This is a genomic window from Curtobacterium sp. MCSS17_006, from assembly GCF_003234215.1.
Classification (GTDB): Bacteria; Actinomycetota; Actinomycetes; order Actinomycetales; family Microbacteriaceae; genus Curtobacterium; species Curtobacterium flaccumfaciens.
The window spans coordinates 1-16,096 of record NZ_QKSO01000007.1 but is presented as its reverse complement, the minus strand read 5'-3'; the positions used below and the strand labels follow the sequence as shown (position 1 = coordinate 16,096).

The following is a 16,096-nucleotide window of genomic DNA, read 5'->3' as shown; positions in this document are numbered from 1 at the left end:
GGACGGTTCCGGTGCGCGCCGCCGACGTCGTGTGTGTCGGCTCGCCCTACTGCTGGATGAAGGCGAGCAGGTCGGGGTTGATGACGTCCGCGTGGGTCGTCAGCATCCCGTGCGGGTACCCCTCGTAGATCTTGAGCGTGGCGTTGCTGAGCAGCTCGGCCTGCTTGAGCGAGGCCGCCTTGTACGGCACGACCTGGTCGTCGTCGCCCTGCGTGACGAGGACCGGGACGGAGATCGCCTTGAGGTCCTCGGTCTGGTCCGTCTCGGAGAACGCCTTGATGCCCTCGTAGTGGGCCAGGGCGCTGCCCGTCATGCCCTGGCGCCACCAGTTGGCGACCACCGGTGCGGACACCTCGGCGCCCGGCCGGTTGAAGCCGTAGAACGGCCCCTCGGCGACCGCCTGGAAGAACTCGGCGCGGTTCGCGGCGAGTGCGCTCCGGAACCCGTCGAGCACCGAGATCGGCGTGCCCTCCGGGTTGGTGTCGCTCTGCAGCATGATCGGGGGCACCGACGAGACCAGGACGGCCTTGGCGACCCGGCCCTGGGGCTCGCCGTACTGCGCGACGTACCGTGCGACCTGGCCGCCACCGGTGGAGTGCCCGATGTGGACCGCGTTCTGCAGGTCGAGGTGCTGCACGACCGCATCCGTGTCGCTCGCGTAGTGGTCCATGTCGTGACCGGTGCCGATCTGCGACGAACGCCCGTGCCCGCGGCGGTCGTGCGCGATCACCCGGTAGCCCTTGCCCAGGAAGAACAGCATCTGCGCGTCCCAGTCGTCCGACGACAGGGGCCATCCGTGGTGGAAGACGATCGGCTGCGCGTCGCGCGGCCCCCAGTCCTTGTAGAAGATCTCTGCCCCATCGCTCGTGGTGACGAACGCCATCTCGTGCCTCCCTGGTTGCCTGTTCCACTCGTGACGCGGGCTGGCCGCTGCCTCCACGTCGGCGGGAGGCCGGAACTTGCTCACCGTAGTTCCGAGGGACGCTCAACCGCTAGCGCCGATGTGTCGCTCGGGCGTGAGCGCGGCTTGGTGCACGGGCCCACGTGCGCCAGAGTGGCTCCATGTCGCTCGTCACCGCCGTCTGCCGCGTCGACCGTCTGCTGCCGGACTCCGGCATCATCGGCGTCACCGCCATCGACAAGCGTCCGGTCACCGGCAGCGTCCGGGTCCGCCCGCTCGGCCTGCGCGCCGACGTGCAGGCGAACCGCAAGTACCACGGCGGTGTGGACCAGGCCGTGTACGCCTACGCCGACGAGGACGCCGCGTACTTCGCCGACCTGCTCGAGCGCGAGGTCCCGCCCGGCCTGTTCGGCGAGAACCTCCGCACCAGCGGCATCGACGTCACCGGGGCCGTGACCGGGGAACGCTGGCGGATCGGCGACACCCTCGTGCTCGAGGTGACGGTCCCCCGCACACCCTGCGGCACCTTCGCCCGGCGCATGGGGATCGACGGGTGGGTCAAGCGGTTCGCCGACGAGGGGCGGCCCGGGGCGTACTTCCGCGTGGTCAAGTCCGGTTCGGTCGCCGCGGGTGACCCGATCGAGGTGACCCACCGGCCGGAGCACGGGGTGACCATCGGCGAGATCTTCGGGGACCTGGCGCCCGATCGTGCGCGGGCCGTGCTCGAGTCGGGAGAACGGCTGGCGCCGAAGGTCGTCCACGACCTGTCGAAGGTCGCGGCGCGGGCCTGAGCCGGTCGAGCCGGTCGAGCCGGTCGGGCCCCTCGAGCCCGATCAGCTCGGCAGCACGCCGCGCGAGGGGTCGATCGGACGCTTCGCCACGGGCAGCCCGGCCACGACCAGGTCGTAGGCGTTCGCCACGAGGTCCTCGACCAGGGTCTCGTCGATGCCGTCGCCGGGCGTCAGCGTGATCCAGTGCCGCTTGTTCATGTGCCACCCGGGCGTGATCTCGTCGTGGTCACGCACGAGCGCTGCCCCGTGCGGCGGCGCGCACTTGAGGTTCACGATCGGGGTCCCACGCACCTCGGTCACCATCACGAACATCTTGCCGACGACCTTGTAGACCACCGAGCCCTCGCCGAACGGCTGGGTCTCGACGGCCGCCGGCAGCCCCAGTGCCGTGCGACTCGCGATGTCGTGCAGCTGCTCGCCGTCCATGTGACCAGGATGCCGCAGGCCGCCGACAGCGCACCCCGTTCGGGGGCAGGTCATGAGTGTCGATCACGTCGTAGGATCACCACGCCGCGCACCCGACGCGGCGGTCGCTCGCGCGATCACCACCAGTTCCAGGGGGAACCCGTGCGCATCATCCGTACCCTCGGCATCGCCGCCGCCACCGCCGTCCTCGCGACCACCGTCGTCGTCGGCGGGACCTCGACCGCGCAGGCCGCTCCGAAGTCCTACGCCAACTGCACCGCGGTGCACAAGGTGTACTCCGGCGGCATCGCCAAGAAGTCCGTCACGAAGAACAAGGTCGTCTCCGGCGGCAAGACCACCTACCGTGCGCTCAAGGGCACGGTGAAGAAGGACGACGCCCTGTACAAGGCGAACACCAAGCTCGACCGCGACAAGGACGGCATCGCCTGCGAGAAGAGCTGACGCTCCCACTCGCTCGGTGACACCGGCAGGACACCGCTGTTCGCGTCCTGAACACCCGCACGCCGGGGTGCGCTGCGCGAACACCGGTGTTTTGCGTGCCCGGCACCCGCGGCCGTGCCCGGCGCGGCGCGCTCAGAGCGTCGGGACGCCCTCGTGCCCGGACCGGGGACGCGGAGTCCCGGCGACGCCCGTGACGACCGACCCCGCCGGCACGTCCTTCGTGACCACCGTGTTGGCACCGACGACGGAGTCCGGACCGATCGTGATCGCCCCGATCAGCGACGACCCGGCGCCGAGCACCACGCGGTCCCCCACCACCGGGTGCCGTCGGGCTCCCGGCCCGTGGTCTCCGCCGCGTCCGCCCAGGGTGACGCCGTGGAACACGAGCACGTCGTCACCGATGACCGAGGTCTCGCCGATCACGACGCCCATGCCGTGGTCGATGAAGAACCGACGGCCGATGCGCGCGCCGGGGTGGATCTCGACGCCGGTGACCGACCGTGCGACCTGACCGAGCAGGCGGGCCGCGAACCGGGATCCGGGCAGCCCCTGCGCGTTCCAGAGACGGTGGGTCACCCGGTACGTCCATATGGCGTGCAACCCGGAGTAGACGATCGCGTTCTCCAGGTCACCCCGGGCAGCGGGGTCACCGCGGCGTGCTGCGGACAGGTCCTCCCGGATGGTCCGCAGCACGCCTCGTCGAAGAGGACGACTCACGCAGTGAGCCCCTCGAAGAGCACCGTCGACAGGTAGCGCTCTCCGGTGTCGCACACGATGGCGACGATCCGCTTGCCGGCGTTCTCGGGGCGTGCGGCGATCTCGAGGGCCGCGTGGATGATCGCGCCGGACGAGATACCGGACAGGATGCCCTCCTGCGTCGCCAGGGCACGGGCGACCCGGAGCGCGTCGTCGAGCTCGACGTCGAACACCTCGTCGATGACGCTCTGGTCGAGGACCTCGGGCACGAAGTTCGCGCCGATGCCCTGGATCTTGTGCGGACCGGCCTTGCCCTCGGTGAGCAGGGGCGAGTCCTTCGGCTCCACGGCGACGATCTGCACGCCGGGCACGCGCTCCTTGAGCACCTGCCCGACACCGGTGATCGTGCCGCCGGTGCCGACACCCGCGACGAACACGTCGACGTGCTCCTCGGTGTCGCGGAGGATCTCCTCCGCCGTGGTCTTCCGGTGGATCTCGGCGTTCGCGGCCGTCTCGAACTGGTGGGCGAGGATCGCGCCGGGGGTCTCCGCGACGATCGACTCGGCCTTGGCGACCGCGCCCTTCATGCCCTCGGGCCCGGGGGTCAGGACGATCTCGGCCCCGTAGGCACGGATGACCGCACGGCGCTCGACGCTCATCGTCTCGGGCATCGTGATGACGACCCGGTACCCACGGGCGGCGCCGACCAGCGCGAGGGCGATGCCGGTGTTGCCGGACGAGCCCTCGACGATGGTGCCACCGGGCTGCAGCGCGCCGGAGGCCTCGGCGGCGTCGATGATCGCGACGCCCAGACGGTCCTTGACGCTGGCGCCCGGGTTGTAGAACTCGAGCTTCGCGAGCACCTCGGCCCCGCCCGCCTTCGGCAGCCGGTTCAGCTTGACGAGGGGGGTGTTGCCGAACGCCTGGGAGATGTTCTCGTAGATGGTGCCGCTCATCCGGTCCGTCCTTCGCAGCTCAGGTCGCGCATCGCTCTTCCTGGAGGCGCGGTGTGCGCCCGATCCTAGCGACCGGACCCCAGGCGGTCCTGTCCGTGACGGCGCGTGCGCGCCGGACGCGAGTCGCGCCTCCAGGCCCCTTCCTGCCCAGGCCTGCGAAAGCGACAGATGCCCGCGGAAGGTTCGCAGGGTTCTGTCGCTTTCGCGGGAGTGAGCACGACCAGCGCCGAGGAGAGTCGCTTTCGCGGCGCGATCGACCGCGTCAGCGCACGAACGCCGTGCGGGCGAACCGCTCGTCGGTCGCCTCGAGCACCCGCAGCACGTTGCCGCCGGCCAGCGCACGCAGGTCCGACTCACCCCAGCCGCGCCGGACGAGCTCCGCCGCGAGCACCGGGTACCGCGACACGTCCCGCAGGTCCGGCGGCAGCACCGGGGTGCCGTCGTAGTCGCCGCCGAGGCCCAGGTGCGCCACGCCCGCGACGTCGCGGGCGTGCTCGACGTGGTCGGCGACATCCGACACCGTGACCAGGGGCGGTTCGCCGGACATGCCCGACTCCTCCCAGTCCGCCCACGCCCGCGACACGAACTTCGGCACGAAGGTGATCATCACCACGCCGCCGTTGTCGCCCAGCCGGGCGAGCACGTCGTCGGGCACGTTCCGCGGGTGGTCGTCGATCGCGACGGTCGACGAGTGGCTGAACACGACGGGCTGGGTCGCCACGTCGAGGGTGTCCCGCATGGTGGCCGGTGCGGTGTGGGACAGGTCGACGAGCATGCCGATCCGTTCCATCTCGGCGACGATCTGCCGCCCGCGGTCGGTCAGGCCGCCGTGCGCCCGCTCCCCGGTCGCGGAGTCGGCCCAGGGGGTGTCGTCGTTGTGGGTGAGCGTCATGTAGCGGACGCCGAGCCGGGCCAGGGTGCGGAGGACCGCGAGGTCGTCACCGATCGAGTGCCCGCCCTCGGCGCCCAGCAGCGACGCGATCCGGCCGGAGTCGACGGCGGCTCGGACCTCGGCGGCGGTGCGGGCGAGCGCGAGGTCGTGGGGGTAGCGCTCGATGATCCGGTGCGCGAGGTCGACCTGCTGCAGCGTCGTCGTCACGGGGTCCGGGTCGTCCGCGGGCACGAACACCGACCAGAACTGCCCGACGACGCCGCCGGCGCGGAGCTTCGGGATGTCGGTGTGCAGCGAGTCGGTCTCGGTGTCGATGCCCTCGACGCCGGAGTCGTGGCTGTCACGGCGCTCCCAGGGCAGGTCGTTGTGGCCGTCGATGACCGGGAACGGGAGCGCGTCGAACGTCATCCCCCGACGCTACCGCCCGCGCCGTCATGGCTAGGCTCCAACCGTGCAGCCCGTCACCCTCCGCACCGAGCGATTGGTGCTCGCGGTCCCCGAGCTCGGCGACGCCGACGACGACCGGTCCGACCCGATGGTCTGGCCGATGTCGTGACCGTCTCGTTCCGGGTCGTGACGGACCTGCCGGTTCCGCCGGAGCGCGCCTTCGCGCTGTCGCTCGACATCGGCGCGCACGAGCGATCGATGGCCGCGACCGACGAACGCGCCGTCGCCGGCACGACGGCCGGCATGATCGGCCTGGGCGAGACCGTCACCTGGCGTGCGCGGCACTTCGGGATCGTCTGGCGGATGACGAGCAGGATCACCGCCCTGGAGGCGCCCCACCGCTTCGTCGACGAACAAGTGCGTGGGCCGTTCGCCCGGTTCCACCACGAGCACCGCTTCGAGCCGTCGGCCGGCGGCACGCGCATGGTCGACACCATCACGTTCCGCGCACCGCTCGGTCCGCTGGGCCGCCTGGCCGAGGTGCTCGCGCTGGCCCGGTACATGCCGCGGCTCATCGCCGACCGCAATGCCTCGCTCGCCGCCGAACTGCGTGCCGAGCAGCGCGCCGGGTCAGACGGCGATCAGGGCGCGGCGAGCTCCCCCAGCGCGTCGTAGGCGGTGGCGACGGCGTCGACCCGCACCCGGCCACCGGGACCGGAAGCGTCGTAGACGTCGTTCGTGATCGCGGCGACGACGGCGAACAGCGCGGCCATCGAGTCGAACGCCGACGGTGAGTCGACCGGGCAGAGGATCGCGGTGGCGGCGGGAGCGGCGATGACCGCGGCCGTCGGGTCGCCGAGGACGATGACGTCCGCCCCGGAGTCGACGCAGTGCCGGACGATCCGTTCGACCCCGGCGGTGTGCCGACGAACGGTCACCAGGACCACGAGGTCGTGCCGGTCCAGGTCGGCGACCTCTTCACCGAGTCGCTGCCCGGGCGACGGACCGACCCGGACGTCGGACCGCACCTGCGCCAGCTGGGACCGCAGTTGCAGCGCGATCGGGTACGCGCCGCGTTCACCGAGGACGAGCACGCGACGGGCACGGACGATCCGACGGGCCAGCCGCGGGCGGTCCGCTCGGCCGAGGGATGCGAAGGCCGCGTCGAGGTTCCGCGCCTCGACCGCGCGCTGGTCGACGTGGGCGGCGTCCTCGGCGACCCAGGGCAGGCCCGAGCCCCGTGCGGACATCAGGTTCTGCCGGACCTCGGCGGCGTCCTGGAACCCCAGCGACCGCACGAGTCGCGAGACCGTGGCCTTAGAGGTGCCGGACTCGGCCGCGAGTTCGGCGGAGGTGCCGACGAGCAGGAGTTCCGGGTCGTGGCGGACCATGGCGGCGACGCGTCGTTCGGCGGGCGAGAGCTGTTCCCAGACGGAGTCGATCCGGGCGCGGACGTCGGGGCCGGCGGTGCTCATGCGCGGGCCACCCGGTCGACGGCGACGGCCAGGGCGTCGAGGCCGAGGGCGATGTCCGGCGTCGACACGAACTCGTCCGGGTGGTGGCTGATGCCGTCGGGGTTGCGGAGGAACAGCATCCCGACGTCGGTCACGAGCCCGAGCGACATCGCGTCGTGGCCGGCTCGTGAGAACAGCTCCATGGGTGCGGTCTCACCCGTCGACGCGATCCCGGCGCGGACGGCGTCCATCAGCCGGGGCGAGCAGAACACCGCGGGCGCACGGTGCACCTCGGTCGGGGTGACACTCACCCCGCGCCGTTCACCGATGAGCGTGAAGGCCTTGGTGAGTTCTTCCCAGACCTCGTCGCGCTCGTCGTCGAACTCGCCGCGCAGGTCGACGGAGAACCGTGCGAGCCCGGGGACGACGTTGACGGCTCCGGGTTCGACGGTCATCGTGCCGACGGTGCCGACCTGGTGCGATGCCCGGCAGATCCGTTCCACCGCGAGCGCGGCCTCGGCGGCGGCGAGCAGGGCGTCGTGCCGGCGCTCGTAGGGGGTGCCGCCGGCGTGCCGGGCCTCTCCCACGGCCTCGACCGAGAACCGGCGGGCACTCGCGATGCTCGTGACGACCCCGAGGGCCTGCCCCGCCTGCTCGAGGTACGGCCCCTGCTCGATGTGCGCCTCGAGGTAGCCGACCACCGAGGCCGGGTCGACCGCGGCGTCGCCGACGCGCTCCGGGTCGAGGCCGAAGTCGGTGAAGGCCTGCCGGAGCGTGACGCCGTCACCGTCGGCCAGGTCCCACCAGGCGTCGTCCCAGACGCCGGCCACCGCGGACGACCCGAGCAGGGCCTTGCCGAAGCGCGTGCCCTCTTCGTCGGAGAACGCGATGACCTCGAGCGCGACGGGCAGCGGACCGTCGGCGGTGAGCCGGGCGACCGTGCGGATCGCCATGAGCACCCCGACGACGCCGTCGTACCGTCCGGCGTCCACCACGGTGTCCAGGTGCGAGCCGAGCAGCAGCACGGGCGCGTCGGGCGTCGCACCCGCGGCCCGCCCGTGCAGGTTGCCGGCGGCGTCCTGCCAGGTGGACAGTCCGGCGTCCTGCATCCAGCCCGCGACGACGGCGTTCGCCCGGGCGTGCTCGGGCGACAGGTAGACGCGGGTGATCCGGCCCGGTTCGGCGCTGAGGGCGGCGAGCTCGTCGCACCAGCGGGCGACGAGTTCGGCGTCGGCGGTGCCCACGGCGGTGGCGTTCAGGACGGGCACGGCGCTCACGCGAGCACCTCCGCCCCGGCGGGAGCGACCGCTGCGGTGTCGTCGCGGAAGACGTCGAGGGCGGCATCGACACCACCGCCGTGCGGGACCGTGTGCCCGGCCCGGCGCAGGGTGTGCTCGAGCGCGGCCAGGGTCGTGACGACGGTGTCCTTCCGGGCGTTGTAGCCCATCGTGCCGATGCGCCAGACGCGTCCGTGCAGCGGCCCGAACGAGGTGCCGATCTCGATCCCGTGGTCGTCGAGCATCGCGCCGCGCACCTGGTCGCCGACGACGTCGGACGGGATCTCGACGGCGACGACGTTGTGCATCTTGTGGGCGACGTCGCCGAAGACCCGGAGTCCGAGGGCCTGCACCCCGGCGAGCATCGCGCGCCCGGCCGTCTGGTGGCGGGCGACGACGGCGTCGCGGCCTTCCTCGAGCAGGATGCGGGCGCACTCGTGGGCGGCGTAGAGCATCGAAGCGGCCTCGGTGTGGTGGTTCAGGCGGCGGGGGCCCCAGTAGTCGAGGATCATCGCGAGGTCGAGGTAGTTCGAGCGGATGGGTTCGTCGGCGACGTCGTCACCGGGTTCGCGGATGCCGGCCTCGACGCTCCGCCGTTCGTCGAGCACGGCCACGGCCTTCGGCGACAACGTGACGGGTGCGCTGCCGGACGGGCCGCCGAGGCACTTCTGCAGCCCGGCGCTCACGGCGTCGATCCCCCAGGCGTCGACCTCGAGCGGGTTGCCGCCGACCGTCGCCGTGGCGTCGGTGTAGAGCAGGACGCCGTACCGCTCGCAGATCGCACCGAGCTCGTCGAGCGGCTGGTTCATCGTGGTCGAGGTGTCGCCCTGCACGACCGCCAGCACCTTCGGCCGGACGCGGGCGATGGCCGACTCGATCGCGGACGGCGTGAAGACCTGACCCCAGTCGGTCTCGATGGTGTGGACCTCGGCCCCGGCACGGCCTGCGATCTCGGCGAGCAGGTGCCCGAACCGACCGAACACCGGCACGAGCACGCGGTCACCCGGGGCGAGCAGTGACACCAGCACCGCTTCGATCCCCGCGCGCGAGGTGCCGTCCACGAGCAGCGTCGCGTCGTTGCGGGTGCCGAACACGCGGCGGTAGAGCGCCTGCGTCTCGTTCATCGTCGAGGTCATCCACGGGTCGTACTGGCCGACGAGCGGCGTCGACAGCGCACGGAGCACGCGCGGGTCGGCGTCGATCGGACCGGGCCCCATGAGGAGACGGGCGGGTGGGTTCACTGGGAGCATGCTGGTTCCTTCCGTTCCTGATCCGACGATACGGGAACGATCGTTACAGGGGTGTTTCCGCCGCGAGCACGGGCCGTCCGGCCAGCTGCCCCTCGACGCCGACCACGCCGCCGTCCGCCGTGGCGATGCGACGGCCGCGGAGCCAGGTCTCGGTGACGCTGCCACGCACGCGGAGCCCGTCGAACGCGGACACCGGGTTGCGGTGCTCGAGCCCGGCAACGTCGACGACGGACTCGGCGGACGGGTCGAACACGGCGAAGTGCGCCAGGGCACCGGGAGCGATCACCCCGCGGTCGCGCAGCCCGACCAGGGCGGCCGGACCGGTCGTGAACAGCGGGAGCAGCGCCTCGAGCGGGATCCCGCGACGCTCGGCCTCGGTCCACACCGCCCGGAACCCGACCTGCAGGCCGGCGACCCCGCCCCAGGCCAGGCCCCAGTCGTCGGTCTTCAGGTCGGCGGTGGAGGGCGAGTGGTCCGACACGACGAGGTCGATCGTGCCGTCGAGCACGCCCGCCCACAGCGCGTCGCGGTTGGCGTCGTCACGGATCGGCGGACAGCACTTGTAGGCGGTCGCGCCGTCCGGGATCGTGCCCGCCTCGAACGACAGGTAGTGCGGGCACGTCTCGACCGTGATCCGGACGCCGTCGTCCTTCGCCGCGCGGAGCATCGGCAGCGCGCCCGCGTCGGACAGGTGCAGCACGTGCACCCGCGCACCGGTCGCCCGCGCGCCGTCGATGACCTGCGCGATCGCGGACCGTTCGGCGGCGACGGGCCGGGTGGCCAGGAAGTCGGCGTACCGGCCGCCGAGCGCCCGGTGCGGCACGAGGTGCTCCGGGTCTTCGGCGTGCACGATCAGCAGGGCGTCGATACCGGCGACCTCGGCGATCGCGGCGCGGAGCTGCTCGGGGTCGAGGTGCGGGAACTCGTCGACACCGCTCGGCGCCGTGAAGCACTTGAACCCGAAGACGCCGGCATCGTGCAGGGCGTCGAGCGAGCCGAGACTCGCGGGGACCGCTCCGCCCCAGAACCCGACGTCGACCGCCACCCGGCCCTCGGCACTCGCACGCTTGACGGCGAGCGCCTCGACCGTGGTCGTCGCGGGGATGGAGTTGAGCGGCATGTCCACGATCGTGGTGACGCCGCCCATCGCAGCGGCCCGGGTCGCGGACGCGAAGCCCTCCCACTCGGTGCGGCCGGGCTCGTTGACGTGCACGTGCGTGTCGACCAGTCCGGGGAGCAGCACCTGCCCGTCCGGCACGGTGTGGTCCTGCACGGCGTCGACGACCGCGTCGACGGGCAGGACGCCGGTGACCCGGCCGTCGTCGACGACGACCGAGGCCGGGCGGAACGTCCCGTCGACCCAAGCTCGCTGCGCGCGGACGACCAGGTCTGCCGTGTCGCACGCCGGGAGGCCCGTCATGCGCCCGCCCCGGCCGTCGCGACCGCCGCCGGGTGGCGTTCGAAGCCCGCCAGCAGCCCCGACATCGCCTTCACCGGCGGCAGGGCGTACTCGCCGCGCTTGCCCGTGGACAACCCGAGCCGGACGAGCGACTCCGCCAGGACCGTGGCCGCCGCGACGCCGTCGACGACCGGTGCCCCGATGGCCAGCGAGACCTCGGCGCAGAAGTCGGCCATGCCCGCGCACCCGAGCACGACGGCGTCGGCTCCCCCGTCGATGACTGCTCGGCACTCCTCGATCACGAGCGCACGGGCACCGGAATCGTAGTCGTCGAGCTCGAGCACCGGGACCTCGCACGCCCGGATCTCTGTGACGAGCGGGGCGAAGCCGTAGCGCTGGGCAAGCTCGTGGGCGCGGCCGGTCGTCCGCGCCAGGGTGGTGACGACACCGAACCGGCGGCCGAGCATCGCGGCGGCGTGGAACCCGGCCTCGGCGATCCCGATCACCGGCACCGTGGCGAGCTCCCGCGCAGCGTCGAGCCCCGGATCCCCGAAGCAGGCGACGACGAAGGCGTCCACCCCGTCCTGCTCACCGCGGGCGATCTGTTCGAGCAGCCCGGGCACGGCCAGGGCTTCTTCGTAGTGGCTTTCGATCGAGGCCGGCCCCATCGAGGGTTCGACCGCTTCGACCAGTGTGCCGGGAGCGGCGACGGCCTGGGCCGCGACGCCGATCGTCCGCGTCATCGACGCGGTGGTGTTGGGGTTGACGACGCGGATGCGCATCGGGGTCCTTCCGGTGGAGCGAGTGGAGCGGTGGAACCGGTGGTGCTGGGTGGTGACCATCGTGGCGGGGGCGGGGCGGGCCTCCCGGCCGTGGTGTGGATCTGTGGACGACCGAGCGCCGCGACCCGCCCTGTGGAGGACGGGCCGCGACGCCGGCTGTCAGGCGCGACCGACGGCCGCGCCGTCGTCGACCGAGGGGTCCTCCGCGTCGAGCACGGGCATGCTCGGCCGGACACGCTCGAGCGCCCAGAAGACGACGAGGCCCAGGCCGCACCCGATGAACCAGCTGTAGCTCGCCAGCCACGGCAGCACACCGAGTGCCGGGGGCAGGACCGCGCTCGCCACCGAGATCGCGCCGGTGACCACGAGGGTCCAGATGGCGTTCGGGTTGAACCCGCCGCGGTACCAGTAGCGGGCGGTGCGGCTCGTGGAGTACATGTCGTCGATCGCGATGCGCTGCTTGCCGACGATGTAGTAGCCCGCGATGAGGATGCCGAACAGCGGGCCGATCAGCGCACCGAGCACCCCGAGCGTGTACAGGATCGCCTGGTCGTTGCCGTACCAGTTCCACGGGGTGAGGAGCACGGAGCCGACCGCGGCGATCATGCCGCCGGCCCGCCACGAGATCTTCCGGGGTGCCACGTTCGAGAAGTCGAACGCGGGGCTGATGAAGTTCGCCACGATGTTGATGCCGACGGTCGCCGTGACGAAGGTCAGGCCACCGAGCAGGATCGCGAAGGGTGCTCCGATGGCCTGCACGGTCTCGATCGGGTCGGTGATGAGCTTGCCGAACACCGGCACCGTCGCACTGGCGCAGAGGACCGTCAGGACCGAGAAGAACAGGAAGTTGATCGGCAGACCCCAGAAGTTGCCGCGCTTGACCGCACGGAACGACCGGCCGTAGCGCGAGAAGTCACCGAAGTTCAGCATCGGGCCGGAGAAGTAGCTGACCACCAGGGCGACCGCGGACAGCATCACCGGGATCGACGCCCCGAACGACAGCGGCTCGCCGGCCGACAGGGTGAACGAGATGTTGCCGATGCCCGCCTGGCTGACCAGGTAGACCGCGAGCACGATCATCACCACGTAGACCGCCGGTCCGGCCCAGTCGATGAACCGCTTGATGGCCTCCATGCCCATCCAGAACAGCGCGCCCTGCGCCACCCAGAGGATCGCGTACGAGATCCAGCCCAGGGCCGACAGCCCGAGGAACGAGTGGTCGAGCAGCCCCGCGGACGCCGGGATGAACTTGAGGAAGATGATGTTCAGCGACTGGGCGGCGAGGAAGGTCTGCACGCCGTACCAGGCCATCGCGATGAGGCCGCGGATGATGGCGGGCACGTTCGCGCCGAGCACCCCGAACACCGCGCGGTTGATCACCGGGTACGGCACACCGGTGCGCTGCGACGGCTTCGCGACCAGGTTGGCGAAGACCTGCACGATGAGGATGCCGACCACCAGGGCGATGAGCACCTGCCAGCTCGCGATCCCGAGGGCGAAGAGCGACCCGGCGGTGACGTAGCCGCCGACGGAGTGCACGTCGGACATCCAGAACGCGAAGAAGTTGTAGCTCGTCCAGCGCTGCTCGCGCAGCGGGGCGAGGTCCTCGTTCGTGAGCGCCGGGTCGTACCCGGGCTTGACGACACCGGCGCCCGCTGGGGCGGGAGCGGCGGTCGTGGTGGGGGCGTGGGGCGCGGCGACTGGTGTCGCGATGTCGGTAGCCATGGCGTCCTCCGAGGGAGTGGGAAGCGGGGCGGTGCGTGCTTGAGCACGAAGCTACGGAGCGACTTCGCCCCCGCCGTTTCCCTCGTGTAACGGTCGTGTGTCCCGCACCCCGTCCTGGAACGACTGTTCCGGGACGGTGGTCGAGACCGGCGCCGACCGCTCCCGGTGCGGCGCGCGGAGCCGCGGTGCGGCTTGCCGCATCGATGGGCACCGACCCCGCACGGACCTCGCCCCGACCCGAGCCGCGGGGACCGCCGGTGGTACGAATCGACCATGAGCAGGGGAATCAGGATCGACCACGTGGGCGTCACGGTGCCGGACATCGACGCAGCCACGCAGTTCTTCGAGGCGGCGTTCGACGCCGTCGTCCTGTACGACATGCGGCGTCGTGACGAGACGCCGAACAGCAGTTCCGAGGCGCACGGCTACCTCGGCATCCCGAGCTCCATGGCGCAAGGGGCCATGCGGATGCTCGCGCTGCCGGAGGGGCCGGGGCTCGAGCTGTTCGAGTACCTGGGGCCCGAGCAGCGGAACGCCGCACACCCGTCCGACCTGGGGTGGCAGCACCTGGCGATGTACGCCGACGACCTGGACGAGACGCTCGCCCGGGTCGAGGCGGCCGGCGGCACCCGGAACTCCGACCCGCGCGACCTGCGTGGCGACGAGGCGGGGGCCGGCAACCGGTTCGTGTACACCCGCACGCCGTGGGGGTCGACGCTCGAGCTCGTCAGCTACCCGACACCGCAGCCGTACCTGGTGTACGCGCCGCGGCCGAAGTGGGCGCCGTGGCCGATGCCGGACGACGTCTACCCGGTGCCGGCACCCGCCGTGCACTGACGGCCAACCGCCGCACCGACCGAAAGACCGCCCCTCAGTGGCGGGGCACCTGCCCCGTCCGCCGCACGGCCCGTTCGAGCAGTTCGACGTCGATCCCGACGTGCTGCCGGGCGATCACGCCCGCCTCGGGCGCCCGCCCCGAACACACCGCGTCCACCAGCAGTTCGTGCTCGTGGAGCGCGCGGGTCTCCATCTCCGCCATGCCCTCGGCCGTGCCCCACAGGTGCGCCGGAGCGGCGATGGAGATCTGCGCCTCCAACCCGGCGAGCGCCATCCGCAGGGCGTCGTTCCGCGCGGCGTCGATGATCGTCCGGTGCAGCACGGCGTCGGCCTGCTGCTTCTCGAGGCCCGAGGTGGCGTCGCGGAACACCTCGAGCCGTGCACGGATCAGGGCGGCGTCGTCCGGGGTGACCCGTTCGGCGGCGGCCGTCGCGAGCGCGCCGTGCAGCAGCGCGATGGCGTCGGCGGTGTCCTGGATCGCCTCCCACCGGGCGAGCAGCACCCGTCCGACGGCGTCCGATGAGTTGTCCGGCCACTCGGTGCGGACGAACGTGCCGCCGCCCCGGCCTCGACGGGTCTCGAGCAGCCCCCGTTCGACGAGCCGGGCGATCGCACCGCGCACGGTGACCCGGGCGACGCCGAGCAGGCCGGCGAGTTCGCGTTCCGGCGGCAGGTTCGCGCCGGGCAGGTACTCGCCCACGGCGACGGCGGTCACGAGGCGGTCCTCGACCTTGTCGACGCGCGTCTCGGTCGTACGATCGGACAACACGGACCCCCTTTGCGGTGTTACGACCACGTTAAGGCAGCAGAAAAGGTATTGCGTGGGACCTTTTTCCGCTCCATGCTGACCCCCATGTCCAGCATCACCGAATCCACGATGCCGTTCCGCGACGGCGAGACCTGGTACCGGGTCACCACGCCCGACACCCCGGTCGCGGGCGCGCTGCCCCTCGTCGTCCTGCACGGCGGGCCCGGCATGGCCCACGACTACCTCCGGAACCTCGCGGCCCTGGCCGACGAGACCGGCCGGGCCGTCGTCCACCACGACCAGTTCGGCTGCGGCCGGAGCAGCCACCGCCCGGACGCGCCGGTCGACACCTGGCAGCCGCAGCTGTTCGTCGACGAGTACGCCGCCCTGGTCGAGCACCTCGGGCTCGGCGACCACCACGTGCTCGGGCAGTCGTGGGGCGGCATGCTCGGCGCCGAGATCGCGGTGCAGCAGCCCGCGGGGCTCCGGTCGCTGGCGATCTGCAACTCCCCCGCGTCGATGCAGCTCTGGGTCGACGGCGCTGCCGAGCTCCGCGCGCAGCTGCCCGCCGACGTGCAGGACGCCCTGACCCGGCACGAGACGGCCGGCACCGTCGACGACCCCGAGTACCTGGCGGCGACGCAGGTCTTCTACGAGCGGCACGTCTGCCGCGTGGTCCCGATGCCGCAAGACTTCGTCGACTCCGAGGAGCAGATGGAGCGCGAGCCGACGGTCTACCACACGATGAACGGCCCGAACGAGTTCCACGTCATCGGCACGATGCGCGACTGGACCATAGTCGACCGGCTCGACCGCGTCGCCGTGCCGACGCTCGTCGTCGCCGGCGAGCACGACGAGGCCACGCCCGCCACGTGGGCGCCGTTCGTCGAGCGGATCGCCGACGTCCGGCAGCACGTCTTCCCCGGCGCGAGCCACTGCTCGCACCTGGAGCAGCCGGCGGAGTTCCGCCGGGTCGTCGCGGCCTTCCTGGCCGCGCACGACGACGCCTGACCCGGCCACCTTCGGCCTGGAGGCGCGGGACGGCCCCGCCCCGCGCCTCCAGGCAAGCAGTCCCCACCCCCACCGCCGCACCCGCCTTCCCGACGACACCACCCGCTCCCCTTCCCCCATAAC

17 protein-coding genes are annotated in these 16,096 nt (G+C 72.0%); 5 read left to right on the top strand and 12 right to left on the bottom strand.

The features are described from left to right. Positions 1 to 46: 46 nt before the first annotated feature. The gene (locus DEJ21_RS08285; RefSeq protein ID WP_111038163.1) at positions 47 to 883 is read right to left on the bottom strand and encodes an alpha/beta fold hydrolase; all 837 of its coding nucleotides are present in this window, start codon (positions 881 to 883) and stop codon (positions 47 to 49) included. A gap of 179 nt (positions 884 to 1,062) precedes the next feature. On the opposite strand from DEJ21_RS08285, the gene DEJ21_RS08280 reads away from it, so the two are divergent. Beyond that, positions 1,063 to 1,692, top strand: a complete 630-nt coding sequence (locus DEJ21_RS08280; RefSeq protein ID WP_209082207.1) for an MOSC domain-containing protein — start codon at positions 1,063 to 1,065, stop codon at positions 1,690 to 1,692. Between the two features lie 42 nt (positions 1,693 to 1,734). On the opposite strand, the gene DEJ21_RS08275 is transcribed toward DEJ21_RS08280, so the two are convergent. Then, complete coding sequence (locus tag DEJ21_RS08275; protein ID WP_111022173.1) at positions 1,735 to 2,118, bottom strand: MmcQ/YjbR family DNA-binding protein; 384 nt, start codon at positions 2,116 to 2,118, stop codon at positions 1,735 to 1,737. 141 nt (positions 2,119 to 2,259) lie between these two features. Here DEJ21_RS08275 and DEJ21_RS08270 point away from each other — a divergent pair, with 141 nt between their 5' ends. Further along, the gene (locus DEJ21_RS08270) at positions 2,260 to 2,559 is read left to right on the top strand and encodes an excalibur calcium-binding domain-containing protein (RefSeq protein ID WP_209049853.1); all 300 of its coding nucleotides are present in this window, start codon (positions 2,260 to 2,262) and stop codon (positions 2,557 to 2,559) included. 132 nt (positions 2,560 to 2,691) lie between these two features. On the opposite strand, the gene epsC is transcribed toward DEJ21_RS08270, so the two are convergent. The 3 genes from epsC to DEJ21_RS08255 all read right to left on the bottom strand — a co-directional run bounded on the left by epsC (position 2,692) and on the right by DEJ21_RS08255 (position 5,511). Continuing rightward, positions 2,692 to 3,252 carry a serine O-acetyltransferase EpsC gene (epsC, locus tag DEJ21_RS08265; RefSeq protein WP_111224305.1) on the bottom strand — a complete coding sequence of 187 codons (561 nt, stop codon included), beginning with the start codon at positions 3,250 to 3,252 and terminating at the stop codon, positions 2,692 to 2,694. 20 nt (positions 3,253 to 3,272) lie between these two features. Then, on the bottom strand, positions 3,273 to 4,211 hold the full coding sequence (cysK, locus tag DEJ21_RS08260; RefSeq protein ID WP_111022171.1) for a cysteine synthase A: 939 nt from the start codon (positions 4,209 to 4,211) through the stop codon (positions 3,273 to 3,275). A gap of 262 nt (positions 4,212 to 4,473) precedes the next feature. Then, a complete protein-coding gene (locus tag DEJ21_RS08255; RefSeq protein WP_111224304.1) occupies positions 4,474 to 5,511 on the bottom strand; it encodes a dipeptidase in 1,038 nt (345 codons plus the stop codon). 144 nt (positions 5,512 to 5,655) lie between these two features. Here DEJ21_RS08255 and DEJ21_RS08250 point away from each other — a divergent pair, with 144 nt between their 5' ends. Then, positions 5,656 to 6,165, top strand: a complete 510-nt coding sequence (locus tag DEJ21_RS08250; RefSeq protein ID WP_111224303.1) for an SRPBCC family protein — start codon at positions 5,656 to 5,658, stop codon at positions 6,163 to 6,165. On the opposite strand, the gene DEJ21_RS08245 is transcribed toward DEJ21_RS08250, so the two are convergent. From DEJ21_RS08245 to DEJ21_RS08220, 6 genes are all read right to left on the bottom strand, one after another. Beyond that, a complete protein-coding gene (locus tag DEJ21_RS08245; protein ID WP_111029315.1) occupies positions 6,132 to 6,965 on the bottom strand; it encodes a MurR/RpiR family transcriptional regulator in 834 nt (277 codons plus the stop codon). The genes DEJ21_RS08250 and DEJ21_RS08245 overlap by 34 nt on opposite strands. Beyond that, positions 6,962 to 8,221, bottom strand: a complete 1,260-nt coding sequence (locus DEJ21_RS08240; RefSeq protein ID WP_111224302.1) for an allantoate amidohydrolase — start codon at positions 8,219 to 8,221, stop codon at positions 6,962 to 6,964. Before DEJ21_RS08240 ends, DEJ21_RS08245 begins: the two co-directional genes overlap by 4 nt. Then, positions 8,218 to 9,471, bottom strand: coding sequence for an alanine--glyoxylate aminotransferase family protein (locus DEJ21_RS08235; RefSeq protein ID WP_111224301.1), 1,254 nt, complete (start codon positions 9,469 to 9,471; stop codon positions 8,218 to 8,220). Before DEJ21_RS08235 ends, DEJ21_RS08240 begins: the two co-directional genes overlap by 4 nt. A gap of 43 nt (positions 9,472 to 9,514) precedes the next feature. Further along, a complete protein-coding gene (allB, locus tag DEJ21_RS08230; protein ID WP_181435826.1) occupies positions 9,515 to 10,891 on the bottom strand; it encodes an allantoinase AllB in 1,377 nt (458 codons plus the stop codon). Then, positions 10,888 to 11,652: an aspartate/glutamate racemase family protein gene (locus tag DEJ21_RS08225; RefSeq protein ID WP_111224300.1), complete on the bottom strand. Its 765-nt coding sequence runs from the start codon at positions 11,650 to 11,652 to the stop codon at positions 10,888 to 10,890. The genes allB and DEJ21_RS08225 overlap by 4 nt, the downstream gene beginning before the upstream one ends. 159 nt (positions 11,653 to 11,811) lie before the next feature. Continuing rightward, complete coding sequence (locus tag DEJ21_RS08220) at positions 11,812 to 13,377, bottom strand: NCS1 family nucleobase:cation symporter-1 (RefSeq protein WP_111224299.1); 1,566 nt, start codon at positions 13,375 to 13,377, stop codon at positions 11,812 to 11,814. 273 nt (positions 13,378 to 13,650) lie between these two features. On the opposite strand from DEJ21_RS08220, the gene DEJ21_RS08215 reads away from it, so the two are divergent. Next, positions 13,651 to 14,214 carry a VOC family protein gene (locus DEJ21_RS08215; protein WP_111224298.1) on the top strand — a complete coding sequence of 188 codons (564 nt, stop codon included), beginning with the start codon at positions 13,651 to 13,653 and terminating at the stop codon, positions 14,212 to 14,214. A gap of 34 nt (positions 14,215 to 14,248) precedes the next feature. Here DEJ21_RS08215 and DEJ21_RS08210 read toward each other — a convergent pair whose 3' ends face one another. Continuing rightward, on the bottom strand, positions 14,249 to 14,983 hold the full coding sequence (locus DEJ21_RS08210) for a FadR/GntR family transcriptional regulator (RefSeq protein WP_258374964.1): 735 nt from the start codon (positions 14,981 to 14,983) through the stop codon (positions 14,249 to 14,251). Positions 14,984 to 15,067: 84 nt separating this feature from the next. Between DEJ21_RS08210 and DEJ21_RS08205 the strand changes: the two genes are divergently transcribed. Beyond that, positions 15,068 to 15,973, top strand: a complete 906-nt coding sequence (locus tag DEJ21_RS08205; RefSeq protein ID WP_258374963.1) for a proline iminopeptidase-family hydrolase — start codon at positions 15,068 to 15,070, stop codon at positions 15,971 to 15,973. Positions 15,974 to 16,096 lie beyond the last annotated feature (123 nt).